A 25,697-nucleotide genomic window follows, 5' to 3' on the forward strand; every position below is an offset into this window, starting at 1 on the left:
CATGGTTTCTCTCGTCGACAGTCATTGCCATCTCGATTTCGAGGATTTCGGGGCGGATTTCGATGCGGTTCTGACGCGCGCCAGGGAGAATGGCGTTGAACGCATGCTGACCATCTGCACGCGGGTAACCAAGTTCGATCAGGTGCTTGCCATCGCTGCTGCCCATGACAACATACGCTGCACGGTCGGCATTCATCCGCATGAGGCCGAGTACGAGCCCGACGTCGACGCAGCGCGGCTGGTTGCGCTGGCCAAGCACCCCAAGGTCGTGGGAATTGGTGAAGCCGGACTCGACTATTTCTACGACAAGAGCCCGCGCGAGCGGCAACAGCAGGTCTTCGCGACGCACATCGAGGCGTCGCGCGAAAGCGGGCTGCCCATCGTCGTTCACAGCCGCGATGCGGATGAAGATACCGTGCGGCTGCTGCAGGAAGGTGCGAGGAAAGGCGGCCTTACCGGCGTCATACATTGCTTCACCTCGACGCAATATCTGGCCGACGCGGCGCTTGAGATGGGTTTCTATATTTCGCTCTCTGGGATCGTCACCTTCAAGAACGCGGCGGCCCTGAGAGATATCGCGAAAACCATCCCGCACGACCGGCTGCTGGTCGAAACAGATTCGCCTTATCTCGCTCCCATCCCAATGCGCGGCAAGCGCAACGAGCCGGCCTTCGTGAAGCATACGGCGAGCTTCGTGGCGGATTTTCTCGGCCTCCCGGTCGCCGATCTGGCGCGGCAGACGACCGCCAATTTCGACCGCCTGTTCACCAAGGCGGTGGCATGAAGGTCACCATTCTCGGCTGCGGCGGTTCCGGCGGCGTGCCGCTGATCGGTCCCGGCTGGGGCGAATGCAATCCCGAAAATCCGAAGAACCGGCGGCGGCGCGTTTCCATCCTGGTGCGGCAGAAGCACATCAATATCATCTGCGACACCAGTCCCGATTTCCGCGAACAGGTTCTGGATGCAGGCGTTCATCACCTCGATGCCGTCCTCTATACCCATGACCATGCCGACCACACCCAGGGCATCGACGATCTGCGCTTCGTGCGCAGCAAGGACAAATCGATCGACAACCGGGTGCCGGTCTATGGCACGGCCGAGACCCTGGCGACGCTACGGCACCGGTTCGAATACGCTTTTGCACAGAACAGCAAGGGATCCGGCCATCTTTACAAGCCGTTCATCCAATCGCACCTGATCGGCGATCAACCGTTCGCCATCGGCGGTATCGACATCGTTCCCTATGTCCAGGACCACGGTTTCGGAACCAAGTCGACCGGCTATCGCATCGGTAACATGGCCTATTCGACCGACTGCGTCGAAATGCCGGACGAAAGCCTCGACAGGCTCGAAGGGCTCGACCTCTTCGTCGTCGATTGCCTGCGCTTTGAGCCGCATATGACACATGCCAATTTCGACAAAGCCATGACCTGGGTCGAATTGCTCAAACCCAAGCACACCGTGCTGACGCATATGAATCACATGGTCGATTACGACGTCATCAAGGCGCGCTGCCCGGCGGGTGTCGAACCCGCCTATGACGGATTGACGATCGAGATCCCGGATTTCATCAGCGCTCTCGATTAGCAAGAAGCCCTGCGCAGGAGACGGCGCCGGATATAGGATATAATAGAGCGCCGCGCAGACCGTCCAATGCGGGTGCCGCCGTCTACTTGATCGCATAGCCTGGTGGTGTCGTCATCCATGGAATGCCCTGGATGGCCATCTTCTCTCCGTAACTGAACTGGCTGATCATCTCGGCTTCGTTGAACTGCTGTTCCGTCGTTCCCTTATATTCGATCGGTATGGCGATATAGCGGAATTCGATCTCGTCATGGATAGTGGAGAGGTAGAGTCGCCACAGATCGTTGATACCGGAGACCTTGAACATCGAACCGATGGCACGCACCGCGATACTGGAAAGACCGCGTTCGACTTCCTTCGGGGCCGGCGTGATGCGGCCGTTGCGGATGACATAGAGTCGCTGCACGAACTTGCCGGAATAGTCCGGATGCGCCGCCTTGATCGTCGTCGGCAGGTCGATGATGGAACCGATGGAGAAGGACTGGAAGAACACGCCGCCATCGACATGCATCTCGTCATACTTCCTGCCGTCCACCTCGACCTCGAACAAGACCGGCGGAAAGACCGCCGGGATCGCAGCCGACGCGACCAGGATCGACCGGAAAAGCTTCAGCTTGTCCTTGGACTTGCTGCTGGCGATGGCGCCGAGATCCCAGATGACCGGTTCCTCGGCATCGAGATTGGTCGACGCGACGAGCAGGCGGCGGCCCTTGGCATGTTCGACAGCGATGTCGGCCAGCACCTTGTCGTCGATAAACGAGGCGACCATCTCCCGCAGCGGTGCCGTGTCGGTGAGCGATTCCTGCCACAGGATCGAGAGCAGAGAGTGCACGATGAAGACGCGACTCTGATCTACCGTCGTGTAGGCCTTCTTCAGCGTGCCGTCATATTGCGGCCCCAGGAAGGCGAAGGGGGCAATAAGCGCGCCGGTGCTCACGCCGGTGACGACCTTGAAATGCGGCCTGCCGCCGGCCGCAGTCCAGCCGTTGAGCAGGCCCGCGCCGAAAGCGCCGTCGGAACCACCGCCGGAGACAGCCAGATAATTGTAGACGCGCGTGCCGTCGGTCAGCACCTCGTAGCAGTCCGGCGTCTCTTCCACGAACGCCTGCCGCAACATGGTCCGCACGCTTTCAGGGTGGGTGAAGACCAGGTAGCGGATGTCCTTGAATCCGCTGATCGACGCCTTGCCGGCACTTCCCGGCGGCTCGGCCTGCCGCGGAACGGCCGTGCATGCGGCGGTCAAACAGAGAAGGACACCGCAAAGCAGCACGCGCAGGTGACGGCAAGACGGCGATACAGCCAGCTGCATCTTTTCCCCCGTCGTTACGCGACCGCCCTATTTCAGCACGCCCTTGGCCTTTGCCGTATGCGTGGCGATGAGATCCATGATCGACGGCGACAGGCAATCATAGGGCTCCAGCTTGAGCTCGCGCAACCTCGCGCGGACCGCCTCCATATTTGCGGGGTCTGCTCCGCTTTCGATGATCGAGGACACGAAGGCGGCGAATTCCGGCGGCGCCCAGCCTTCCTCGTTTGACAGTTCGGTGTGGATGAAGTCGAAGCCATGGAGCGGATGGCCTTCGTTCTCAATGCGGGCGTACATGTGCGTGCCGCAGCCGGTACAGGCATGGCGCTGCAGCGGCGCATTGGTATCGACGATCTTCAGTTTCTCGGCATGCTTGGTGACGGCAAGCTTGTCGCGCGGCACCACAGCGATCTGACTGAAAAGGGCGCCCGCGGGCTTCCAGCATCTGGTGCAGCCGCAAACATGATTGTACGCCGACTGGCTGCCGACCGTCACTTCGACCGGGTCCTTGGCGCATTTGCAGTGCAGCGTACCGCCGGCGAAGCCCGGCCTGGCGGGCTTGAATCCCTTGTCGACAGCCGGATGGATTGAAAGAGCCATGCCTGATCCTCCCAGATCTGCTGCGTGTTGATCACGCTTCTGGCCGCACGATGCGGCCAGCGATCCTAGGCCCGTTTGGGCGGCAGGGTCGAGAGGAAGGTGAGGTCAGAATATTTCGTTTGCAGCTTGCCTTCCCAGGTGAAAGGACTGCGATCATAACGCGCACATGGGGAGAACGATCGCCGCGGCGCGGGCCAACGACACTCAATCCAGATCGTAATAGACACGGCCTTCCAGTCGGTCGATGCGGTCGCGCTTATGGCCGATCCGGCAGCGGTTGACGGCAATGGCGCCGATCACCGCGTCGAGCGCATCGCCGCCCCGATTGTCGAGCAGCAGCGCGCGCAAGCACCGCCGCGGCGGCGCCAGGAATCCGCGCGCGACGAGATGCTCCAGAATGCGCTGCCGCGCTTGGCGATGCGCCGGCGACTTGCCCTTGTAGGACGGATAGACGTCGAGCCGGATGAGCGAGCAGGCGGCGCAGACCTCGACGATCAGCGGCTTCTTCGGATGGCGCTGCATCTGCGGCCATATCCGCGCCGCATCGCTTGCCACCAATGGCGCCAGCAAGTGCCCGATGCCCCACCAGGTCTGACGGTAGAGGCGCAGATTAAAGGAGTTGAACGGCGTCCGGTCTTCGCGGTCGGTGCGGCGCTTCACCTCGATGCCGCCGGTGTCGCGATGACAAAGATCGTGGAAATTCTGCGGATCGGCAAAGCGCCGCCGGAAACCGAGCGCGAATTCGCGCCATGTCCCGGCTCGCACCAATTCCAGCGGCAGGCTGAATGGAAAATCGCATCCGGCGATCGTGTCCGGCTCGGCCGTGATGAAGCGGGCGAGGGCGGCAATGGCAAAATCCGGCCGCTTGCCGCCGCCGGGAAGATCCTCCGCCGGCCGGCAACTCCCGATCTCCAGGGGCCCATCGCAGCTCCGCGCTTCGGCGACCCAGATCTTGCGGCCGGCATCCTGCGCGCCGCTGAAATCGATGCCGAGGAGCCGTGTCACGGAATCACGGAGTTCAGCGGGCCGTCAAGGCCGTGGCGAGATGCGCCAGCGCGCGAGCCACCGAATGTGCCCGCACGGCGTCGCGGTTGCCGGGAAAGACGCAGCGTTCGACCTGCGACCAGCCGTCCTTGCGCGCCAGGCCGATAAAGACCAACCCGACCGGCTTCTCCTCGGAACCGCCACCCGGCCCAGCGATGCCGGTGATCGAGACGGCTACATCAGCCTGCGAGCGGCGCAGGGCGCCCTTGGCCATCGCCTCGGCCACTTCCAGGCTGACCGCGCCCTTGTCGGCGATCAGTTCCGGCGGCACGCCCAGGCTTTCGCTCTTGGCCTGGTTGGAGTAGGTGATCCAGCCGCGTTCGAACACATCCGACGAACCGGCGATCGCGGTAAGGCTCGCCGCCACCAAGCCGCCGGTGCAGCTTTCGGCAGTAGCGATTCTGAGTCCGTTCCGCCGGTAGAGGTCGAGAAGGCCGGCTACGTCCATCGCAGTTCCTCAGCCATCGCAGTTCCTCAGGCGGTCAGGGGAAGGGCCACGGTGGCCGTGGCCTGCGCGGCGATACCTTCGCCGCGGCCGGTGAAGCCAAGCTGTTCCGTGGTCGTCGCCTTGACGCTGACGCGGTCCGGGGCAAGCCCCAGGATTTCGGCGAGTCTGGCCTGCATTGCAGCTCGGTGCGGTCCCACCTTGGGCCTCTCGCAAATGAGCGTGACATCGCAATGAGCGATGCGACCGCCTTTGTCGGTCACCAGCTTGGCTGCATGTGCCAGGAACTTCCACGAGGCGGCACCGCGCCATTGCGGGTCGGAGGGCGGGAAATGCTGGCCGATATCGCCGGCACCGATGGCGCCCAGGATGGCGTCGGTCAGCGCATGCATGCCGACGTCGGCGTCGGAATGCCCTTCCAGCTTCTGATGATAGGGAATGGTGATCCCGCACATGATGACGCCATCGCCGGGAATGAGGCGGTGCACATCGAAGCCGTTGCCTGTGCGGTATTCCATCTGCTCGCTCATCATGCGCTCCGCGCGTTCGAGATCGGCCGGAGCCGTGATCTTGAAATTGTCCTCATGGCCCGGAACCAGGACCACCTTCATGCCGGCAGCTTCCGCGACCGCTGCGTCGTCGGTCATTTCCGGCCCGGCGGCCGCTTGGCGGTGCGCGGCCAGCAAGGGCGCGAAGCGGAACCCCTGCGGCGTCTGCGCCCGCCACAATCCGGTCCGGTCGACCGTCGCACCACTGAAGACGGTGCCATCCGCTTCCGCCCCGCGCTTCAACGTATCCACCACCGGCACCGCGACCAGCGCGCCTTCGTGATGGGCCAAGGTATCGATGGTCCGGTCGATGGTCGCGGCATCGATGAAGGGCCGCGCCGCATCGTGGATGAGGACCAGGTCGGGCTGTTCGCCAGCGAGACTCTCTAGGCCCAGGCGGACCGAATCCTGCCGCCGCTTGCCGCCGGCGACCGGCGCCAGCAGATCGAGGCCGGCCACCGCCGCCTCGTAAAGATCGCGCAAGGCATCGTTGATCACCACCCGCACACCGGCAATGCGCGGATGACGGCGGAATGTTTCCAGGGAATGGCGCAGCACCGTCTTGCCGCCCAAGGGCAGATATTGCTTGGGCATGTCCTTACCCATGCGGCTGCCGCTGCCGGCGGCGACGATGAGGGCAATGACCTTTGGTTCCTGGGGATTTTGAGCCTGTGACATGATGGCTCTCTAGGGCATCCGATCTGGTTTGCCAAGGGGGCGACGCCTCACCATAATGCGCGCCATGTCGAGCCCACTGAATCTTCAAATCGCCGGCCTGCTGACCCTCCTGCCGCTGGCCATCCTCGCCGTCACCGCCAAGCTGCAGCGAAACTTCCAGTTCTGGCTGTTTCTCGCGGCGGCGATTGCCGGCAGTACGGGCGTTTTTGCGCAGTCGCTCGCCAATGGCTGGGAGGCGGGCCTTTCAGCCAATCTATGGGCCAGCTGCGCCGTTGCCCTCATCGCCTTCACGGCACTCAATCTGGTGAACGCCGAAGCATACCGGCTGAGCGCGCTGCTGCTGCCCTACCTGCTGGTCGTCGCCGTGCTGGCGCTGCTCTTTGCGTCCTTCAGCGAGCCGGCACCTTACATCGCCTCGGCCGGCTGGTTCCGGGCCCATGTCGTCCTGGCTGTCGCCAGCTACGGTGTGCTGACTCTGGGGGCCATAGCGGGTCTTGCCGTCCTTATCCAGGAACGTGCGCTCAAGAAGCGCCACTCCGGCTGGTCGGAACTTGCCCTGCCACCGCTGATGACGGCCGAGGAATTGCAGATCAAGCTGCTGACCTGGGCTGCGATCTTCATGGCAGCGGCCCTGGCCAGCGGCTTTGCCAACACCTTCATGGAAACGGGTGCCTGGCCGGCCGTGACACACAAGGTGCTTTTATCGATTCTGGCGTTCCTCGTCCTCGCTGCCCTGCTTATTGCGCACAAGGTCACCGGCATGCGCGGGCGTCGGGCGGCACGGTGGGTGCTGGCGGGCTATCTGCTGCTGACCCTGGGCTATCCGGGTGTCAAATTCGTCAAGGATGTGCTGATCGGATGATTTTCAGCGACAGCGCGCCTTTTCTATTGCAATTGCGAGAGATAAAGGTAGAAATCGCCTAAGAAATAGGCATTGAACTCGGTTGCCCGAAAAATGAGCATTCACATCGGTCCGATCAAGATCGAGGATCCCGTTATCCTGGCGCCCATGTCCGGCGTCACCGACATGCCGTTCCGCCGCCTGGTGAAACAGGAAGGGGCCGGCCTGGTCGTTTCCGAAATGATCGCCAGCGAGGCGATGATCCGCCAAACCCGGCAGACCATGAAGATGGTCACGAACTGCGCCGAAGAGGCACCGATGTCCGTCCAGTTGGCGGGTTGCGAGCCCAAGGTGATGGGCGAAGCCGCCAAGCTCAACGAGGACAGGGGCGCGGCCATCATCGACATCAATTTCGGCTGCCCGGTGAAGAAGGTCGTCAACGGCCATGCCGGTTCGGCCTTGATGCGCGACGAGGTGCATGCCGGCAGGATTCTGGAAAGCACGGCGAACGCCGTTGCCTTGCCCGTGACGCTGAAGATGCGCATGGGCTGGGATTCGAACAATCTCAATGCACCGAACCTTGCGCGCATCGCCGAGAACAGCGGCATCAGGATGATCACCGTCCATGGCCGCACGCGCTGCCAGATGTATGCCGGCGAAGCCGATTGGAGCTTCGTGCGCAAGGTCAAGGAAGCGGTCTCGATCCCCGTCATCGTCAATGGCGACATCACGACCGTGGAGAAGGCCAAGGAAGCCCTCGATCTCAGCGGCGCCGACGGTGTCATGATCGGGCGCGGCGCCTATGGACGGCCCTGGTTCCCCAACCAGGTGATCAAGTTCCTCAAGACCGGCGAACGCCTGCAGGACCCGCCATTGTGGCGGCAGTACGAACTGCTGATGGCGCATTACGAGGCGATGATCGAGCATTACGGCCGCGATACCGGCCTTAAGATCGCACGCAAGCACGTCGCCTGGTATTCCAAGGGCCATACCGGTTCGGCCGAGTTCCGCGTGCGCATCAACACGCTCGAGACGCCGGAACTGACAATGGCCGCGATCCGCGAATTCTACGAGCCGCAGCTCGACCAGCAGGAAGCGGCATGAACCGCGCCTCGCCAGCCGTCGCGATCCCGAAGCTGGCCTTGGCGCCGGGAACCCGCAATCTTCCGCTGCTGCCCGATGCCTTGGCCTTGCTGGAGGCCCTGCCGCTCGCCATCATTGCGCTCGATGCCGGCAACCGGGTCAGCAGCGTCAACGCGGCCGCCGAAGTGCTGCTCGGCCTCAGTCGCGCGCAACTCATCTCGAAACCGCTCAACGAGCATATCGCGGCGGATTCGCCGCTCTTTGCGCTGATCGACGCGACCAGGGCTGGGGCCAGTGCGGTCGGCGAATCCGACATGTCGCTGTCCGGACCGCGTCTCACCGTCGAACATGCGGCGGTCGATGTGGCGATGCTCAGCCATCCGGCCGGTCACGTGGCCTTGCTGCTGCAGGATCGCGGCCTCGAATGGCGCCTTGCCCAGCAGGCTGTCAGCCGCGATGCCGCCCGCTCGGCCAAGGCGATTGCGGCCATGCTGGCGCATGAGGTCAAGAACCCACTCTCCGGCATCCGGGGTGCGGCACAGCTTCTTGAATCCAAGGTTTCCGCCAGCGACCGCCAGCTGACGCAGCTGATCTGCGAGGAGACCGACCGCATCGTCGGCATGGTGAACGGGTTGGAGGTCTTCACGGATTCCCGTCCCGCGCCAATGCAGCCGGTCAACATTCACGAAGTGCTTGAGCATGTGCGCCGCCTCGCGCAGGCCGGCTTCGGCCGCGATGTTGCCTTCCGCGAGGAATACGATCCCTCCTTGCCGCCGGTACTTGGCAATCGCGATCAACTGATTCAGGTCTTTCTCAATCTTTTCAAGAATGCGGCGGAAGCCGTGCCGGCGTCGGGCGGGGCGATCGTGCTGAATACGCGCTATCGCCCCGGTCTTTCGGTCAGCGAACCGGGAGCGGCCTCGCGTCGCCGCCTTGGTCTCGTCATCACGGTGCAGGATAATGGCTCCGGCGTGCCCGAAGCCCTGAAGGCGCAGCTTTTCGAACCCTTCGTCAGCGGCAAGGCCGGCGGCAAGGGTCTGGGCCTGGCACTGGTCGCCAAGATCGTCACCGACCATGGCGGGCTCATCGATTGCGACAGCCAGCCTGGACGCACCACTTTTTCCGTGATCCTGCCGATTGCCGATGGCCGTGGAGACGCATGACCCGATGAGCAAGACCGTCCTCATAGCCGACGATGACCGTGCCATCCGCATGGTGCTGAGCCAGGCGCTCGCCGAACGCGGCCATCTGGTGAAGACCGCCGCCAACGCGGCAACCCTGTGGCAATGGGTCAAGGGCGGCGAAGGCGATGTGATCATTACCGATGTCATGATGCCGGATGGCGACGGGCTCGACCTAGTCCCGCGCATCAAGGCCGAGCGGCCCGACATTCCCATCATCGTCATGAGCGCGCAGAATACCATCCTGACCGCCATCAAGGCGACGGAGCGGGGCGCTTTCGAATATTTGCCGAAGCCCTTCGATCTTGGCGCTTTGACCGCGGCGGTCGATCGCGCCCTGACGCGGCCGCGCAATGACAGCGTTGCCACCCCGGCGCCGAGCGCCGTCAAGGAAGATAAGCTGCCGATCATCGGCCGTTCGGCGGCGATGCAGGAGATATACCGCGTCGTCGCGCGCCTCGTCGGTACCGACATGACGGCGCTCATCCACGGCGAATCCGGCACCGGGAAAGAACTGGTCGCCCGAGCACTCCATGATTTCGGCCGCCGCCGCGATCGGCCCTTCGTTGCCGTGAACATGGCGGCAATCCCGCGCGAACTCATCGAAAGCGAACTCTTCGGCCATGAGAAGGGGGCCTTCACCGGTGCCATTCAGCGCGGCATCGGCAAGTTCGAGGCGGCCTCCGGTGGCACCTTGTTCCTCGACGAAATCGGCGACATGCCGCTCGAGGCGCAGACGCGCCTCCTGCGCGTGCTGCAATCGGGCGAATTCACACCCGTCGGCGGGCGCACCCCGATCCGCGCCGATGTGCGCATCGTTGCGGCGACGCATCGCGACCTGCGCCAGCTCATCCAGCAGGGCCGCTTCCGCGAAGATCTCTATTACCGTCTCAATGTCGTGCCGATAACCTTGCCGCCCTTGCGCGACCGGGTGGAGGATATTCCCGATCTTGCCCGCCATTTCCTTGAACAGATCGCGGCGGAAGGCTTGCCGCTGAAGGCGCTCGACCCCGAGGCGCAGACTCTGCTGAAGCGTCACCGCTGGCCGGGAAATGTGCGCGAGCTTGAAAACCTCATGCGCCGCATTGCGGTCCTCTACAGCGAACCGGCCATCGACGCGCGTATCGTCAGCGAACAGTTGAAGGCGCAGGAACAGGCTGCCAATGTCGGCACCCGCGCCAGCGACGAGACGCTCGGTCAATCGGTGGAACGCCACCTCCGCGCCTATTTCGATGCACATGAAGGCGCCCTCCCGGCGCGCGGACTCTATGACCGCATCCTGCATGAAGTCGAACGGCCGCTGCTCGCCATCTCGATGGAGGCGACGCGCGGCAACCAGATTCGCGCTGCCGACCTTCTCGGGCTCAACCGCAATACTCTGCGCAAGAAGCTCAAGGAGTTGGAACTTCAGCCGACGCGCGGGGGCCGCTAGGTCGTGACTGCACCGGATACCAGCGCTGCGACCAGGCCCGGCCGGGTCTCGCGCCGCCGCGCCTTGAAGCGGTGGGCGGTCGAGGTGGGTTTCGAGCGCCTTTTCGCTATCTTTCTCATGCTGGCCGGCGGTGTCCTCGGCCTCATGACCTATTTCGCACTTACCGATGTCTGGGATACCGAAGAGCCGGTCAGGATGGTGACCTGGCTGCTGACCGGCGATCTGATTGTGGCTTTGGCACTGGCGACGATCATCGCGCGGCGCGCCGTGCTTCTCTGGATGGGACAGCGCAAGGGCCTGGCCGGAGCACGCCTCCATGCCCGCATGGTGGTGATGTTCGCGCTCATCGCCGTCATCCCGACCATCGTCGTCTCGATATTTTCGGTGGCCTTCCTCAATTACGGCCTCAGCACCTGGTTTTCCGACCGCATCAAGAACGCCGTCGAAAGTTCGCTCAATGTCGCGCAATCCTATCTGGTCGAATCGCAGCAGCGCATCGGCGACGATACCTCGGCCATCGCCGCCGAAATCCAGCTGAGTGGCCTTGCCGATATCGGCAATCCGGACCGGTTCCAGGCGATCCTTGATCGTCAACTCAATCTCCGCGGCCTCTCGGAGGGCATCGTTATCGATCGCCGCCTGCAGGTCGTCGCACGCTCCAGCTTCAGCGTGATGATGGAATTCAGCCTGGACATCCCGGAGGACGCCTTCGACAAGGCCGACCGGGGCGAAAAAGCGATCCTCCTCATGCCGACCGGCGACCGTGTCCGCGCGCTGATCCTGCTCGATCCCCTGGCCGGGCTCTATCTTTATACCGGCCGCCTCATCGACGACCGGGTCTTAAGCGCCGTGCGTGGCAATGAAGACGCCGTCCGGCTCTATCGCTATCTGGAACGCGACCGCTCGGCGCTGCAGATTACCGTCGGCGTCATCTATGCGGTTCTGGCCCTGCTGATGCTGCTCGGTGCCGTCTGGTATGCCATCGTTTCCGCCAGCAAGCTGGTGAAGCCGCTGTCACGCCTGGCGATCGCCGCGGAGAAGGTTGGCGGCGGCGATCTCTCGGCCCGAGTCAAGGTCGGTTCGCGCGGCGATGAGCTGGCGGCGCTCAGTCGAACTTTCAACGTGATGGTCTCGCAGCTGCAAAGCCAGCAAGCGGCGCTCATTTCCGCCAACCGCGACCTCAACGACCGCAGCCGCCTGACCGGCCTCATTCTCTCCGGCGTTTCCGCGGGCGTCATCGGCGTCACCGAAACCGGTATCGTCGATTTCGCCAACCGTTCGGCCTCCCTCTTGCTGGGCCAGGATCTCGACCAGGGCATCGGCCAGCCGGTTGCCGACCTGGTGCCGGAAATGGCCGATCTGCTGGCCCACGCTCAGCAGCGCAGTTCCGGCACCGCCGACGGCCAGATCTCCCTCAGCCGCGGCGGCACGACAAGTACCTTCCATGTCCGTGTCGTTTCGGAGCGTGGCGAGGACGACCATATCCGCCTCGTCGTTACGTTCGACGACGTGACCGAGCTGCTCTCGGCCCAGCGCAAGGCGGCCTGGTCGGACATCGCCCGCCGCATCGCGCACGAGATCAAGAATCCGCTGACGCCCATTCAGCTTTCCGCCGAGCGGCTGAAGCGCAAATACCTGAAGCAGATATCGGACGACCCCGACACCTTCACGGTCTGCACCGACACGATCATCCGCCAGGTCGGCGATATCGGCCGCATGGTCGATGAATTCTCCGCCTTCGCGCGCATGCCGGCACCGGTACTCAACCTGGAAAGTCCGGTGGCCCTGGCCAAGGAATTGGTTTTCCTGCAGCAGAGTGCCCATCCAGCGATCGACTATTCGCTCGACCTGCCGGAGATCCCGGTGACGATCCAGTGCGACTCGAGCCAGTTCAACCGCGCCCTCACGAATCTGCTGCAGAACGCCGCAGATGCCATCGAGGGGCGTCTGGAGGAAGGGCGCGCGCGTGCGGCGGAAGACCTCTTGACGCCGGGGCATATCCATTTATGGATAAGGCGCGAGGGCGATGCGTTGCTGCTCAGTGTGGCCGATAACGGCAAGGGGCTGCCGAAGGAGGGCCGCGAGCGCCTGACCGAGCCCTATGTGACGACACGCAGCAAGGGTACCGGCCTGGGTCTCGCCATCGTCAAGAAGATCATGGAGGATCACGGTGGTCGTTTGTCATTGGCTGATCGGCCCGGCGGCGGTGCGGTGGTGACCTTGAGCTTCCCGCTCGATACCCCGCAAATGCAGGGCAACGCTGCGGCACCCGGCCTGCAGATCGCCAGCAGATAGCCGTCCGGTGAATGGAATGGGGCACTGAGGTATGGCGCGCGACATCCTGATCGTCGATGACGAAGCGGACATTCGCCTTCTGATCAGCGGCATTCTGGGCGACGAGGGCTTCCAGGCACGCGAGGCGGGCGACAGCGATGCGGCCCTGGTGCAATTGCGCAGCCGCCGGCCGAACCTCATTATCCTCGATATCTGGCTCAACAATTCGACGCTCGACGGCATGGGCCTGCTCGAGATCCTGAAGGGCGAATTCTCGGAAGTGCCCGTCATCATGATCAGCGGCCACGGCAATATCGAGACCGCCGTCACCGCGATCAAGAATGGCGCATACGATTTCATCGAGAAACCGTTCAAGGCCGACCGCCTGCTGCTCACCATCGAACGCGCCCTCGAAGCCGCGCGCCTCCGGCGCGAGGTCGAGGATCTGAAGCATCGTGCCGGCGGGGAAGGGGAACTCATCGGTTCCTCCCAGGCCATCCTGCAACTGCGCCTGGCGATCGAACGCGTAGCACCCACGGGCAGCCGCGTTCTTTTCTCCGGCCCCCCGGGCAGCGGCAAGGAAGTGGCGGCAAGGTTGCTGCACAAGCGCTCCAAGCGTGCCAGCGGCCCGTTCGTTGTCCTGAACTGCGCCACCATGCACCCCGACCGGCTGGAGAGCGAACTCTTCGGCCTGGAGCGGGACGGGGAAGGAGCGGCCAAGATCGGCTTTCTCGAGCAAGCCCATGGCGGAACGCTACTGCTCGACGAAGTGGCCGACATGCCGCTGGAAACCCAGGGCAAGATCCTGCGCGTGCTGCAGGAACAGACATTCGAGCGCGTCGGCGGCAAGACCCGTGTCGAGGTCGACGTCCGCGTCATCGCCGCGACGGCCCGCGACCTGCAGGCCGAAATGAATGCCGGCCGTTTCCGCCAGGATCTCTTCTATCGCCTCAATGTCGTCCCGATGCGGCTGCCGCCGCTCAAGGAGCGCCGCGACGATATCGTCGACCTGCTGGATTTCTTCATGGCGCGTGCCTCCGAGCAAACCGGCCTGCCGGCGCGACACCTCGCGGAGGATGCGATCGCCGTGCTACAGGCCAATGAATGGCCCGGCAATGTGCGCCAGCTGCGCAATGTCATCGACTGGCTGCTGATCATGACCGGCGGCGCCCCGGACGAACCGATCCGCGCCGACATGCTGCCGCCCGATATCGGCTCCGTCTCCATCGCCCCGGCATCGCTTGCCGAGGGGACCGAGGTCATGTCGCTGCCGCTCCGCGAAGCACGCGAGATTTTCGAACGCCGCTATCTCGAAAGCCAGGTCGCCCGTTTCGGCGGCAACATCTCCCGTACCGCCAATTTCGTCGGCATGGAGCGCTCGGCACTTCACCGCAAGCTGCGCTCGCTCGGCATCAACACCAACGAGCGCGAAGGCGGCCTGAAGCCGGAAGGGGCGTAGAACCACATCACATGAGGATCATCTGAAAATGGGCCGTCTTGCCTATGTCAACGGCCGCTATGTGCCGCATGCCCAGGCCATGGTGCATGTCGAGGATCGCGGCTACCAGTTCGCCGACGGCGTCTACGAAGTCGTGCCGGTGATCGACGGCGTCCTCATCGACGAGGAGCCGCATCTCGACCGGCTCGAATATTCACTCAATGAACTGATGATAGCCTGGCCGGTGACGCGCCCGGTCTTGAAGCTCATCCTGCGCGAACTGATGGCGAGGAACGGCCTCGCCCGCGGCATCATTTATTTACAGGTGACGCGCGGCGTCGCCCCCCGCGACCATAAATTCCCGGCCCAGGCCAAGAGCGCCCTCGTCATCACGACGAAGCGCCTGGCTCCACCGTCCGAGGCGGTACTCAGAAACGGCGTCGCCATCTCCAGCCAACCCGATATCCGCTGGACCAGACGCGACATCAAATCGCTCTCGCTGCTGCCAAACGTCCTGGCCAAGCAGGCGGCGTTCGAAGCCAAGGCGTTCGAGGCCTGGCTGGTCGATGCGCAGGGCGCGGTAACCGAAGGCTCCTCGACCAATGCCTGGATCGTGAAGGGTGGCGAGGTCGTCACCTACCCGAAGAACAACGACATTCTGGGCGGCATTACGCGGCTGTCGCTGCTGGAGCTTGCCGGCAGGACCGGCGTGAAACTGGTCGAACGCAGCTTCACGCTGGCCGAGGCACTGGCGGCCGACGAAGCCTTCATCACCTCATCCTCTGCCTTTGTCCTACCCGTCACCAGCATCGACGGCAAGAAGGTGGGCGAGGGCAGGCCCGGGCCGGTCACCCTGCAACTGCGGCAAATCTACCTCGACAATGTCGCCCGCCAGATCGAGGCTGCCCGACGCGCGGGTGAACGATGAGCACGAAGCCCACTGCCCTGTTGTTCGACTGGGATAATACCCTGGTCGATTCCTGGGCCGTCATCCACGCCGCGATGAACACCACGCTCGAGGCCATGGGGCATCCGCGCTGGTCGCGCTCCGACGCCGAGACCCGCATCCGCGCCTCCCTGCGCGACAGTTTCCCCGGCCTCTTCGGTGACCGCTGGAAGGAGGCCGAGAAGATCTTTTACGATTCCTTCGAAGGCCTGCACCTCCTGGAGCTGAAGCCTCTGGCTGGAGCGGCCGACCTTCTCGCCTGGGCGGCGGAGGCGGGCTTCTATCTAGGCGTGGTCAGCAACAAACGCGGGCCTTATCTGCGCCAGGAAGCGGCCCATCTCGGCTGGGACGGATATTTCTCCGCACTGGCCGGAGCCGGGGATGCCGCCCGCGACAAGCCGGCCGGCGAACATGTCCAACTGGCCCTCAACCCGGGCAGGCTGCAGCCGGGGCGCCATGTCTGGTTCATCGGCGACACCGATATCGACCTGGTCTGCGCCCATAACAATGGCTGCGTACCGATCCTGGTGCGACCCCAGCCGCCACATGAGGGCGAGTTCGGCGATGCAGCGCCACAGCACTATTTTCCTGCGCTTTCAGGACTTCAGGCCGCCCTCCAGGCTCTCTGATCCCGATTCTCCACCACGATCCCGCGCCGCTTCGGGCGACAGAGATTTCATTCTGTCAAGTTCTGTGTTAACCACTTGTCTAGGTCGGGGTCGTGGCCGGGCGGGGATCCCGTGCGGCTGAGGCAGGTACCAATAACGAAACGGCTCGAAACGGGCCCAATGAGAAAAGGATCGGACGATGGCAAACGAAAAATCACAAAGCGTCCAGGACGTCTTCCTCAATAACATCCGCAAGAACAAGATTCCTGTCACGATCTTCCTGGTCAATGGTGTGAAATTGCAGGGCATCGTCACATGGTTCGACAATTTCTCCGTGCTGTTGCGCCGCGACTCCCATGTCCAGCTGGTCTACAAGCACGCGATTTCGACCATCATGCCGGGAACGCCCATTCAGCTGTTCGAACCCGTGAAAGAGGGCGACGAGGCCTGAACGGCTTGATCGGCATGACAGGGTATTCACCCACGAAAGTAGGAAATTGACCGCAACGATCGATCGAGCCGGCGGCGCCCATACCGACGTCGACGGCATCCGCCATGGCGACCGCGCCCTGGTCATCCATCCGGCCTTCAAGACCGGCCCCCGCGCGCAATATAGCGGGGGCCGTTCGCCGGAGACACGCCTTGAAGAAGCCTGCGGCTTGGCACGCGCCATCGACCTCAATGTCGCGGCGGGCGAGGTCGTGCGCGTGGGCGACCCAAAGCCCAACACGCTGATGGGCATGGGCAATGTCGAGCGCATCGCGGCGCTGATCGAGGCGGAGGAAATCGGCCTCGTCGTCTTCGACGCGGCCTTGACCCCGGTGCAGCAGCGCAATCTGGAAACCGAGTGGAAGGTGAAGGTCATCGACCGCACCGGCCTTATCCTCGAAATCTTCGGCGAGCGCGCCCGCACCCGTGAAGGCCAGATGCAGGTTGAGCTTGCGGCTCTTTCCTATCAGCGCTCGCGCCTGGTGCGGTCCTGGACCCATCTCGAACGCCAGCGCGGCGGGTTCGGCTTCATCGGCGGTCCCGGCGAAAGCCAGATCGAAATGGACCGGCGGCTCATCGACGAACGCATCGTGCGCATCAAGAAGGATCTCGACGACGTCAAGCGCACCCGCGCCCTGCATCGCCAGGCCAGGAAGCGCGTGCCCTATCCCGTGGTGGCCCTAGTTGGCTACACCAACGCCGGCAAGTCGACACTCTTCAACCGCCTGACCAAGGCCTCGGTCATGGCGGCGGATCTGCTGTTCGCCACACTCGATCCGACCATGCGTCGGGTCGGCCTGCCCTCGGGGCGTGAAATCATCCTGTCCGACACAGTGGGTTTCATCTCCGACCTGCCGACCGAGCTGGTGGCCGCGTTCCGCGCAACCCTCGAAGAAGTGCTGGAAGCCGACGTCATTTTCCATGTCCGCGACGTGGCGCATCCCGAAACCGACGGGCAGAAGGCTGATGTCGAAGCGGTACTGGCGGGGCTGGGGATCGGCCATGAAGTCACCGACGCGATGTTCGAGGTCCTCAACAAGACCGATCTGCTCGAGGCGGCCGAGCGCGATGCGCTGGCGGCGCAGGCGGCGCGCGACCCGCGCCTGCGGCCCATTTCGGCGCTGACGGGCGAGGGGCTCGATGCCTTGCTCGCCGCCATCGATACGCGCCTTTCGGCGCAGCGCCAAACCGTGACCTATCCCTTGCGTCACGAAGACGGCGCCGCCATGGCCTGGCTCTATGCCCATGGCGAGGTGCTTGAGCGCAAAGACGATGACGAACGCACCGAGATTACCGTGCGCCTCGCCCCGGAAGACATCCAGCGTTTCGAACGCCAGTTCGAACATGCCCAGAAGAGTGAAGGAGAGCGTCGATGAGCAGTATCCCGGTCCCGACGCGCCAGGAAGTGGTGAATGTACTGGAAGCCGTTCTCGACGGCACCAGCAGCCGCCTTGCCGCCGCCGAGTGGGCGACCGAGGTACAGGAGAATATCGAGAGCGAAGACCCGGAAGCGGTCGATCCGGAAATGTGGCACCTGCTGCGCCTCGCAGCCTCGCTCGACGTCAAATCCGGCGCCGACTATCTCCACAGCGAGAACGACATCCGCGAATGGATCGAAGGCCGCAAGTGAGCGTGACACTGCCCCGCATCGACCTCGACAAGGTCGCCAGCCTCATCCGCGAAGTGGCGGCGGTCGAAATCCTGCCGCGCTTCCGCAACCTCAGGGAAGGCGACACGCGCCAGAAATCGCCGGGCGATTTCGTCACTATTGCCGATGAATCGGCCGAGATCGCCCTGACGCCGCGGCTCATCGGCTTGCTCCCCGGTTCGGTCGTGGTGGGCGAGGAGGCGACGGCCAAGGACCCGAACGTCATGAACGCCCTGGCGGGCGACGCCCCGGTCTGGGTGGTGGACCCGATCGACGGCACCGGCAATTTCGCCGGCGGCAAGGAAGGCTTCGTCTCCATGCTGGCACTCATCCAGGGGGACGACATCCTCGCCAGCTGGATCTACCATCCCGTCTCCGGCGAAATGACTATCGCCGAGCAGGGCGGGGGTGTCGTCATCGACGGACGCAGCATCAAGCGCTTTGCGCCTGCCAGCGCCCCAAGGGGCGTGCTGGCCTACGGCTCGCGCGGTGTCCCCGGGATTGCTGCCTTGGTTGACAAGCGGCGCGATCGCCTCACCCAGGTGAAAAGCTCGCGCGCCGCTGGCATCGATTACGTCCGCATGGCCAAGGGTGAGATAGATTTCACCTTCTTCAGCGGCATCATGCCATGGGACCACGCGCCCGGCGCCATGATCATCCGCGAACTCGGCGGCCATATTGCCTACATCCGCGCCGACGAAACCTACCGCCCCAGCATGGCGCTTTCAGCCTCCGGCATCCTCTCCGCCACCAGCCGCGACACCTGGCGCGACGTGCATGAGAAGCTGTTTGGGGAAGGGTGAAGGCGAGATACTTGTTGTCATGAACCGCATGGCGGTGGATGGCAGAATGAAAGTCAGGGAGCACCCTCATGAAAGTAACCTTCCTCGGTCTCGGTGTTATGGGATTTCCCATGGCGGGACATCTCAAGCGCAACGGCCATGACGTCACTGTCTACAACCGCTCCGCCGCCAAGGCCGCGAAGTGGGTCGAAACGCATGGCGGCACGTCGCAGCCGACGCCGGCTCTGGCCGCCAAGGGTGCTGAGATCGTCTTTGCCTGCGTCGGTAATGACGACGACCTGCGCTCGGTCGTCTATGGCGAGGAGGGAGCTTTGGCCGGCATGTCCACCGGCGCGCTTTTCGTCGATCACACCACGGCTTCCGCAGAAGTCGCCCGCGAGATCGATGCCGCCGCCAGCGAAGCCGGCCTTGGTTTCCTCGACGCGCCCGTTTCGGGCGGCCAGGCCGGTGCCGAAAACGGCAAACTCACCGTCATGGTCGGCGGCACGCAAAAGGATTTCGACCGCGCCAAGCCGGTGATCGACTCATACGCCCGCGCCTGCGAACTGATGGGCCCTGCCGGCTCTGGCCAGTTGGCTAAGATGGTCAATCAGATCTGCATCGCCGGCCTCGTCCAGGCCCTGGCGGAAGGCATGCATTTCGCCCAGAAGGCCGGCCTCGACGGTGCCAAGCTGCTCGATGTCATCTCCAAGGGCGCGGCTCAATCCTGGCAGATGGAAAACCGCGGCACCACCATGCTGCAGGGCAAGTTCGAGTTCGGCTTCGCCGTCGATTGGATGCGCAAGGATCTTGGCATCTGCCTCAACGAGGCCAAGCGCAATGGCGCGCAGCTCCCCGTAACGGCCCTGGTCGATCAGTTCTACGCCCGCATCCAGAAGCGTGGCGGGGGCCGCTGGGACACTTCGTCCCTGATGCAGCCCCTGAGCGAACCCTGATCTGGAAATAGCATTCAACCATGGAACAGGATACCAGCCCCGAATTCCTTGACGAATTGCTGGCGCTCGAAAAACGCCTGATCTTTCCGCGCTTCGACAATGAAACCGCGATTGCGCTGGGTATGCTGCTTCTCAGCCTCGCGCGCGAGCGGACCCTGCCGGTCGTCATCGATATCACACGGGCCGGACAGCAGCTGTTCCATGCAGCGCTGCCGGGAAGTTCCGCCGACAATGACGAATGGATCAAGCGCAAGGTTGCGACCGTCATGCGCTTCGGCCATTCCTCCTACTACATGGGCCGTTCCTGCGCCGCGAAGGGCGTCGTCTTCACCGAGCGCTATCTGCTCGATCCCATGCGTTACGCACCGCAGGGCGGGTCGTTCCCCATCATCCTCGCCGGCACGGGCGTTGTCGGCGCGGTCAGCATCTCCGGCCTGCCGCAAGCCGAAGACCACGCCCTGGTCGTCGAAGCCCTGACGCGTTTCCTCACCGAGAATTTCTGAAGGCACCGGACCTACTTCTTCTCCCGTCAGAGCGAGGCGGGGAGGGGCACACCGCCTCGATCCCCTGCGGGCCAGAACGTTGGTCGACAGCGGCCTCAATTGAGGCTTGGCGCAAGCCGGCACCGCAACCATCTGTCGAGTTCGATATGCGACACTTGGTGGGAGAAGAGAATGCGGATCACGCCCCTTGCCCTGATACTGGTGCTTCTGATGACGCTGGTTGTGGAAGGCTGCACCGGGAAGCCGGGCAAGCGCTATCATCGCCATCATGGCGGCGCCGGTGAACATCGCTGATGGACTTCCCATGATGAACAAGGCCTGCGCCCATTTCCCTCGGGCACGGGATAGATTCCGTCGCCGCTGTGCCGGATGTCGGAGAAAGCGAGCAGGGGAAGGATAGACAATGGGCCGCCATCTCACCACGATCGGCTTCGATGCCGATGATACGCTCTGGCAGAACGAGCAATTCTTCCGCCTGACCGAGGCGCGCTTTGCCGCCTTGCTGGCCGACCATGCGAGCCCCGAGGCCATCTCCGGTCGCCTGCTTGAGGTCGAGCGGCGCAATCTCCAATTCTACGGTTACGGCATCAAGGGCTTCACCCTGTCGATGATCGAGACGGCGCTTACTCTGACCGGGGGAAATGTACCGGCAATTGCGATCGCTGAAATCCTCGCGGCCGGCCGCGAAATGCTGACCCATCCGGTCGAAACCCTGCCGCATGCGCGCGAGACCCTGGAACAGCTGAACGGCACCTACCGCCTGGTCCTCATCACCAAGGGCGATCTGTTCGATCAGGAGCGTAAGTTGGCGCAATCGGGCCTTGGCGACTTTTTCACCGCCGTCGAGATCGTCTCCGAGAAATCGCCCGCCACATACCGGACGATTTTCGCGCGCCATGGCGATGGAGCGGGGCACAGCATGATGGTCGGTAACTCGCTGAAATCCGATATCGTGCCGGCGATCGAGGCGGGGAGTTGGGGCGTTCACATCCCCCATGCGCTCACCTGGGCACTGGAGCATAGCGAACCTCCTGCGGATTCCTCTCGTTTCCGACAGCTCGACAGCCTTGGTCTTTTGTATTCCTTGATTATGAAAATAGATGGATAGTTAAAGTATTTAGTTAATAATATAGTATATTTCACTGACAATAAATGATTCATATAGATCGATATCGTGATACCTATAGCACTTGACTAATGCATGCAGCATGCATATAAACAGATCAAGGGCGCCGCACTGGTCAGTGCCATCCATTTTGGACACAGAGGTCGCGATGAACAAGGCCGATGCCCGTACCGCCAACATGCTCGGCGCCCTGGCCCTGATGATGACAGACGCCATGGGCAAGGAACTCGGCGAACTGACCGACATTTGCGAAAGTGATTGGGCGGCCCTCATCGTCATCGAGCAGAATCCAGGCATCACCGTCGACCGTCTGGCGCGGATCGTTCGGCTGTCGCAGCCGGGCGCCGTGCGCATGATCAACCGGCTGGTCGAGGAGGGCCGGGTCGAGCGCCAGCAGGGCGCCGACCGCCGTGCCCGGCCGCTGGCCCTGACACCCGAAGGCCAGCGCATGGTGCGTGCGATGCTGCTGGGTCGGGAGAAGGTACTGCGCGAACCGCTTGATGCGCTCTCATCCGATGAACGCCAGACATTGACGCGGCTCATGGAAAAGATGCTGCACAGCCTCGCCACCGATGTGGCCACCACCGATACCGCCTGTCGTCTATGCGATGACGGTGCCTGCCCACAGGAGAGCTGCCCGCTGACCCCGGGCTGCACCCCAGCGGCTTAACTCAACCCAAGACTCGCCCGACGGCGTCTAGCGCAGAGGAGAATCTGCCATGGGACATCTTGCCTTCGCCGCAGCCATTGAAGCGATCATCAGTTCCCTGTTATTGCGGCATTGTCACCGCCGCCGCCGTTAGGCGCGCTCTTCCGCCTTGACCTGGTTCCAGGCGTCCTCCATCCGGTCGATGCCGGCGCTGGCCGGATCTGTGCCGGCCGCCTGCAGGATCGCCTCGACCCGGCGGAAGCGTCGCTCGAACTTCGCGTTGGCGCGCCGCAGCGCCCCTTCCGGGTCGACGTTGAGATGCCGCGCGAGGTTGGCAACGGCGAAAAGAAGGTCGCCGACCTCCTCGTCGATATGGTCCGGCCGCGCGGCGCCGGCGAGCTCGGCGCGGATCTCAGCCAGCTCTTCTTCAACCTTTTCAGTAACTTCGGCGGCGTTCCGCCAGTCGAATCCAACCCTGGCCGCACGCTTCTGCAGCTTGTCGGCGCGGGTAAGGGCCGGGAGCGCCGCGGTAACCCCGTCAAGGGTCGATGCCGCCCTGCCGGCAGCAGCCGCCAGCCTGGCGCGCTCGGCTGCCTTATGCGTCTCCCACGCCACCGTCTGGGCAGCGGCACTATTGATCTCGGCTGTGGAAAACACATGAGGATGCCGCTCTATCATTTTGTTATTTATCGATTCAAGGACGTCCTTCATGGTGAAATCGCCAGCTTCCGCGGCCATTTGGGCATAAAATACGACCTGGAACATCAGGTCGCCCAGTTCGCCCACCAGCGCCGGCATATCGCCAGCCTCGATCGCATCGGCCACTTCGTAAGCTTCTTCAAGCGTATGCGGGACGATGCTGGCGAAATTCTGCTGCAGATCCCACGGGCAGCCGGATTTGGGATCGCGCAGCCGCGCCATGATGTCGAGCAGGCGGTCGAGGGCTTCGGCGGCGGCAGTCATGGCGGGAATCCGGAATGAGGTCTGGGTGAGGATCGCACTATAGCATGCACGCCAACAGCGGGTGGAAAAGGGCAAAGCTGATCGATTGGAGGGCGAAAAAAGGACAGGTCCCAGACGCCGGAAAGGCCCACTCAGAGCCACTTTCTTCATACTTTAAAGTCGCATAATATATATTATGGAAAATATTGAATGGACTTGCGGCAAGCTGCTTTGACAAGAACGACCAACCCGGCGACCCTCGCCGGAACTTCATCCCTGGGCGCCCGATTCATGGCCTTACGATGCCGATTGGAAACTACCCAATGAAGTGATGTATGAGCGGCCGCTCCAGCCGGCCGCGCGCAAGGATGAGACCGCATGACAGACCATGCCCGCCATCAGGAAAGCTTTACCGTCAACAAGGCGCGTTGGGACGAGGTGGTGGCGATTCACGTCGCCTCGGCGGACTATCAGGTCCAGCCGTTCCTTGCTGGACAAGACACGCTGCTGCCAATCGAGGCACGCGAAATCGGCGACATACGCGGGAAGTCCCTCATTCACCTGCAATGCCATTTCGGCCTCGACACGCTCAATCTCGCGCGGCGCGGCGCACACGTGACCGGCCTCGACTTCTCTCCCCAGGCGATAGCTGCCGCCCGCGCCCTTGCCGCCCGGGCAGGTCTTGAGGCGCGCTTCGTCGAAGGAAATCTCTACGACGCGCCGTCCTTGATTGCGGAGCGTTTCGACCTTGCCTATGTCACCTGGGGCGCCATCAACTGGCTGCCCGATATCAAGGGCTGGGCCAAGGTTGTTGCCAAGATGCTGAAACCCAGCGGCGAGCTATATCTGCTGGAAGCCCACCCGTTTGCCTTCGCGCTCGACCAGGTACCGCCCGGCGGTGCCGTCGGCGTGCGGGACGCTGGTGCCCCACTCTGCCCCACCTTCCCCTATTTCGGTGCGGGCGTGCCCATCATCTTTGACAGCGACACGACCTACACGGGCGATGATACCAAGGTCGAGAACACGCGCACCCACGAATTTCTGCATCCCATGAGCGATATCCTCGGCGGCCTTATCGAGGCCGGCCTCACCCTCACTTCCTACAACGAGCATGACAGCATCGCCTGGGCCATGTGGCCTCTGCTGGTCGAAGGCGCGGACCGCATGTACCGGATGCCGGAGGGGCATACGAATTTGCCGCTCAGTTTTTCATTGAAAGCGAGGAAGGCATGACCAGGTTGTCTGCGGTCGGCGCTTGAAGCGGCCCGGCTTTTCCGTCAAGCCGATGCTTCCGGTTCAGTTCGCAACGTGCTCATGGAGCTGTCCCATATGACCGAGCGATTCCTGCCGGCCGCCTTGGCGGCATAGAGAGCCTTGTCGGCGCGCTCGATGGACAGTTCCACGGGCATGTCCGCGTCCAGAAGAGTCAAGCCGAACGAGGTCGTGATGTGAAACGCATCCCTGCCCTGCGCCTCGTGCGACAGGCCCCCGAGTTCCTCTCGCAACCGATCGATGACGGCATGGCCTGTCTGCAGGTCGGTATCTGGCAGACAAACAAGAAACTCCTCGCCGCCATATCGAAATAGCCTGTCGTAAGGGCGCAAATGCGCCATGATGTAAGCCGATACCGCGATCAAGACCTTGTCCCCGACGACGTGCCCGTAAGTGTCGTTGACGGTCTTGAAACGGTCCAGATCCATCATCGCAATGACACAGGCGCGCAGCTTGCGCTTCACCAATACCTGTTCTTCGCGAAGCTTGGTCAGCATTCCGATCCGGCTTGGCGTCCCGGTGAGCGGGTCAACATTGTAGAGCGCATCCCTGAGTTCGTGCTGGGCCGTTGCGATTTCCAGGCGCAAGCGCTTCAGCGCCGAGACGAAACGCTCGTAATCGACCGTCGCAATCGGCGTGCCGTCCATCGTCGCGCGGAGCAGATGCGCAGCAGCCTGATGCATGCGTTCGTGCTCGATCCCGATCTCGACGAAGCCTGGGTTGCGTTCGAATTCGGCGATCCCGAAATTGTAGTACCACTGACCGAAGCGGCACAGGCGATGGGCATCTTCGGCAATGTCGCGTTGATCCGGCGACAGGCGGCAGATCAAGGTGCTGTAGAGCATTTCGGCCCATTGATCGTGGTTATAGGAAGCCTGCTCCAGTTCCTTCAACGCCGTTCGCATTTTCTCGTTGGAGATGTTGGGTATCACGGTTACCCCCGCCGATATGACGCAAGTCTACCCAAGATACGGAATTCGACTAAAGGTGTAGTTTCTCATATTGCCGGAGAAGGATCGACTGTCAAATCCATATCGGCGCGGTCGTGGCACCGTTTCCGGATGGAGAGGACCGTCACTTGCCCCCCTCCCAACCTCCCCCCTGAAGGTGGGAGGCTTCTCGCTGAGTTCGCTCCAACACCTCGCTCAAACTCCTCCCACCTTCAGGGGGGAGGGTTGGGTGGGGGGGCCGCGATGGGTATAGACCGGAGAGATAGGTAACAGTTTGGACCGGAGAGATGGGTAACAGGTCAACATGGTCGGCAAGGGGGACTTGCCGATGCCTTGGAAAGAGACCTGTGTCATGGATGAGCGTTTGCAGTT

The 25,697-nt window shown here is 62.9% G+C and carries 27 protein-coding genes; 20 read left to right on the forward strand and 7 right to left on the reverse strand.

Annotated features, from left to right (window positions below):
• Position 1: 1 nt before the first annotated feature.
• The gene (locus ACE3TY_RS10660; protein ID WP_374653008.1) at positions 2-784 is read left to right on the forward strand and encodes a TatD family hydrolase; all 783 of its coding nucleotides are present in this window, start codon (positions 2-4) and stop codon (positions 782-784) included.
• Complete coding sequence (locus ACE3TY_RS10665; RefSeq protein WP_374653009.1) at positions 781-1,587, forward strand: MBL fold metallo-hydrolase; 807 nt, start codon at positions 781-783, stop codon at positions 1,585-1,587. Before ACE3TY_RS10660 ends, ACE3TY_RS10665 begins: the two co-directional genes overlap by 4 nt.
• A gap of 82 nt (positions 1,588-1,669) precedes the next feature.
• On the opposite strand, the gene ACE3TY_RS10670 is transcribed toward ACE3TY_RS10665, so the two are convergent.
• From ACE3TY_RS10670 to ACE3TY_RS10690, 5 genes are all read right to left on the reverse strand, one after another.
• The gene (locus tag ACE3TY_RS10670) at positions 1,670-2,893 is read right to left on the reverse strand and encodes a patatin-like phospholipase family protein (RefSeq protein ID WP_374653010.1); all 1,224 of its coding nucleotides are present in this window, start codon (positions 2,891-2,893) and stop codon (positions 1,670-1,672) included.
• A gap of 27 nt (positions 2,894-2,920) precedes the next feature.
• Complete coding sequence (gfa, locus tag ACE3TY_RS10675; RefSeq protein ID WP_374653011.1) at positions 2,921-3,490, reverse strand: S-(hydroxymethyl)glutathione synthase; 570 nt, start codon at positions 3,488-3,490, stop codon at positions 2,921-2,923.
• 204 nt (positions 3,491-3,694) lie between these two features.
• Entirely contained in the window at positions 3,695-4,495 is an 801-nt protein-coding gene (locus ACE3TY_RS10680) for a hypothetical protein (RefSeq protein ID WP_374653012.1), read from the reverse strand.
• A 13-nt stretch (positions 4,496-4,508) separates the two neighbouring features.
• Positions 4,509-4,982 carry a CinA family protein gene (locus tag ACE3TY_RS10685; RefSeq protein WP_374653013.1) on the reverse strand — a complete coding sequence of 158 codons (474 nt, stop codon included), beginning with the start codon at positions 4,980-4,982 and terminating at the stop codon, positions 4,509-4,511.
• A gap of 26 nt (positions 4,983-5,008) precedes the next feature.
• On the reverse strand, positions 5,009-6,205 hold the full coding sequence (locus ACE3TY_RS10690) for a bifunctional 2-C-methyl-D-erythritol 4-phosphate cytidylyltransferase/2-C-methyl-D-erythritol 2,4-cyclodiphosphate synthase (protein ID WP_374653014.1): 1,197 nt from the start codon (positions 6,203-6,205) through the stop codon (positions 5,009-5,011).
• Positions 6,206-6,269: 64 nt separating this feature from the next.
• On the opposite strand from ACE3TY_RS10690, the gene ccsA reads away from it, so the two are divergent.
• The 17 genes from ccsA to ACE3TY_RS10775 all read left to right on the forward strand — a co-directional run bounded on the left by ccsA (position 6,270) and on the right by ACE3TY_RS10775 (position 22,182).
• Positions 6,270-7,067 carry a cytochrome c biogenesis protein CcsA gene (gene ccsA, locus ACE3TY_RS10695; protein ID WP_374653015.1) on the forward strand — a complete coding sequence of 266 codons (798 nt, stop codon included), beginning with the start codon at positions 6,270-6,272 and terminating at the stop codon, positions 7,065-7,067.
• Between the two features lie 93 nt (positions 7,068-7,160).
• Complete coding sequence (gene dusB / locus ACE3TY_RS10700) at positions 7,161-8,150, forward strand: tRNA dihydrouridine synthase DusB (RefSeq protein WP_374653016.1); 990 nt, start codon at positions 7,161-7,163, stop codon at positions 8,148-8,150.
• Positions 8,147-9,292: a nitrogen regulation protein NR(II) gene (locus ACE3TY_RS10705; protein WP_374653017.1), complete on the forward strand. Its 1,146-nt coding sequence runs from the start codon at positions 8,147-8,149 to the stop codon at positions 9,290-9,292. Before dusB ends, ACE3TY_RS10705 begins: the two co-directional genes overlap by 4 nt.
• 4 nt (positions 9,293-9,296) lie before the next feature.
• Complete coding sequence (gene ntrC / locus ACE3TY_RS10710) at positions 9,297-10,742, forward strand: nitrogen regulation protein NR(I) (protein ID WP_374653018.1); 1,446 nt, start codon at positions 9,297-9,299, stop codon at positions 10,740-10,742.
• 3 nt (positions 10,743-10,745) lie between these two features.
• The gene (locus ACE3TY_RS10715) at positions 10,746-13,037 is read left to right on the forward strand and encodes an ATP-binding protein (protein ID WP_374653019.1); all 2,292 of its coding nucleotides are present in this window, start codon (positions 10,746-10,748) and stop codon (positions 13,035-13,037) included.
• Between the two features lie 31 nt (positions 13,038-13,068).
• A complete protein-coding gene (locus tag ACE3TY_RS10720) occupies positions 13,069-14,475 on the forward strand; it encodes a sigma-54-dependent transcriptional regulator (RefSeq protein WP_374653020.1) in 1,407 nt (468 codons plus the stop codon).
• A gap of 28 nt (positions 14,476-14,503) precedes the next feature.
• Positions 14,504-15,382, forward strand: a complete 879-nt coding sequence (locus ACE3TY_RS10725; protein WP_374653021.1) for a D-amino-acid transaminase — start codon at positions 14,504-14,506, stop codon at positions 15,380-15,382.
• Positions 15,379-16,029, forward strand: coding sequence for an HAD family hydrolase (locus tag ACE3TY_RS10730; protein ID WP_374653022.1), 651 nt, complete (start codon positions 15,379-15,381; stop codon positions 16,027-16,029). The genes ACE3TY_RS10725 and ACE3TY_RS10730 overlap by 4 nt, the downstream gene beginning before the upstream one ends.
• 178 nt (positions 16,030-16,207) lie before the next feature.
• Complete coding sequence (hfq, locus tag ACE3TY_RS10735; RefSeq protein ID WP_298684627.1) at positions 16,208-16,459, forward strand: RNA chaperone Hfq; 252 nt, start codon at positions 16,208-16,210, stop codon at positions 16,457-16,459.
• Between the two features lie 118 nt (positions 16,460-16,577).
• Positions 16,578-17,873, forward strand: a complete 1,296-nt coding sequence (gene hflX, locus ACE3TY_RS10740; protein WP_374653037.1) for a GTPase HflX — start codon at positions 16,578-16,580, stop codon at positions 17,871-17,873.
• The gene (locus ACE3TY_RS10745; protein WP_374653023.1) at positions 17,870-18,127 is read left to right on the forward strand and encodes a hypothetical protein; all 258 of its coding nucleotides are present in this window, start codon (positions 17,870-17,872) and stop codon (positions 18,125-18,127) included. The genes hflX and ACE3TY_RS10745 overlap by 4 nt, the downstream gene beginning before the upstream one ends.
• On the forward strand, positions 18,124-18,948 hold the full coding sequence (locus ACE3TY_RS10750; protein WP_374653024.1) for an inositol monophosphatase: 825 nt from the start codon (positions 18,124-18,126) through the stop codon (positions 18,946-18,948). Before ACE3TY_RS10745 ends, ACE3TY_RS10750 begins: the two co-directional genes overlap by 4 nt.
• 68 nt (positions 18,949-19,016) lie before the next feature.
• On the forward strand, positions 19,017-19,883 hold the full coding sequence (locus tag ACE3TY_RS10755) for an NAD(P)-dependent oxidoreductase (protein ID WP_374653025.1): 867 nt from the start codon (positions 19,017-19,019) through the stop codon (positions 19,881-19,883).
• 20 nt (positions 19,884-19,903) lie between these two features.
• The gene (locus ACE3TY_RS10760; protein ID WP_374653026.1) at positions 19,904-20,386 is read left to right on the forward strand and encodes a heme-degrading domain-containing protein; all 483 of its coding nucleotides are present in this window, start codon (positions 19,904-19,906) and stop codon (positions 20,384-20,386) included.
• 171 nt (positions 20,387-20,557) lie between these two features.
• On the forward strand, positions 20,558-20,680 hold the full coding sequence (locus ACE3TY_RS10765; protein WP_374653027.1) for a hypothetical protein: 123 nt from the start codon (positions 20,558-20,560) through the stop codon (positions 20,678-20,680).
• 109 nt (positions 20,681-20,789) lie between these two features.
• Positions 20,790-21,494, forward strand: a complete 705-nt coding sequence (locus ACE3TY_RS10770; protein WP_374653028.1) for an HAD family hydrolase — start codon at positions 20,790-20,792, stop codon at positions 21,492-21,494.
• Positions 21,495-21,660: 166 nt separating this feature from the next.
• Entirely contained in the window at positions 21,661-22,182 is a 522-nt protein-coding gene (locus tag ACE3TY_RS10775; RefSeq protein ID WP_374653029.1) for a MarR family winged helix-turn-helix transcriptional regulator, read from the forward strand.
• Positions 22,183-22,311: 129 nt separating this feature from the next.
• On the opposite strand, the gene mazG is transcribed toward ACE3TY_RS10775, so the two are convergent.
• The gene (mazG, locus tag ACE3TY_RS10780) at positions 22,312-23,124 is read right to left on the reverse strand and encodes a nucleoside triphosphate pyrophosphohydrolase (RefSeq protein WP_374653030.1); all 813 of its coding nucleotides are present in this window, start codon (positions 23,122-23,124) and stop codon (positions 22,312-22,314) included.
• A 357-nt stretch (positions 23,125-23,481) separates the two neighbouring features.
• Here mazG and ACE3TY_RS10785 point away from each other — a divergent pair, with 357 nt between their 5' ends.
• Positions 23,482-24,336, forward strand: a complete 855-nt coding sequence (locus tag ACE3TY_RS10785; RefSeq protein WP_374653031.1) for a class I SAM-dependent methyltransferase — start codon at positions 23,482-23,484, stop codon at positions 24,334-24,336.
• Positions 24,337-24,380: 44 nt separating this feature from the next.
• Here the strand turns inward: ACE3TY_RS10785 and ACE3TY_RS10790 are convergent, their stop codons facing one another.
• Positions 24,381-25,280: a diguanylate cyclase gene (locus ACE3TY_RS10790; RefSeq protein WP_374653032.1), complete on the reverse strand. Its 900-nt coding sequence runs from the start codon at positions 25,278-25,280 to the stop codon at positions 24,381-24,383.
• Between the last annotated feature and the right edge of the window lie 417 nt (positions 25,281-25,697).

It is taken from the genome of Dongia sp., assembly GCF_041918875.1.
Taxonomy (GTDB): domain Bacteria; phylum Pseudomonadota; class Alphaproteobacteria; order Dongiales; family Dongiaceae; genus Dongia.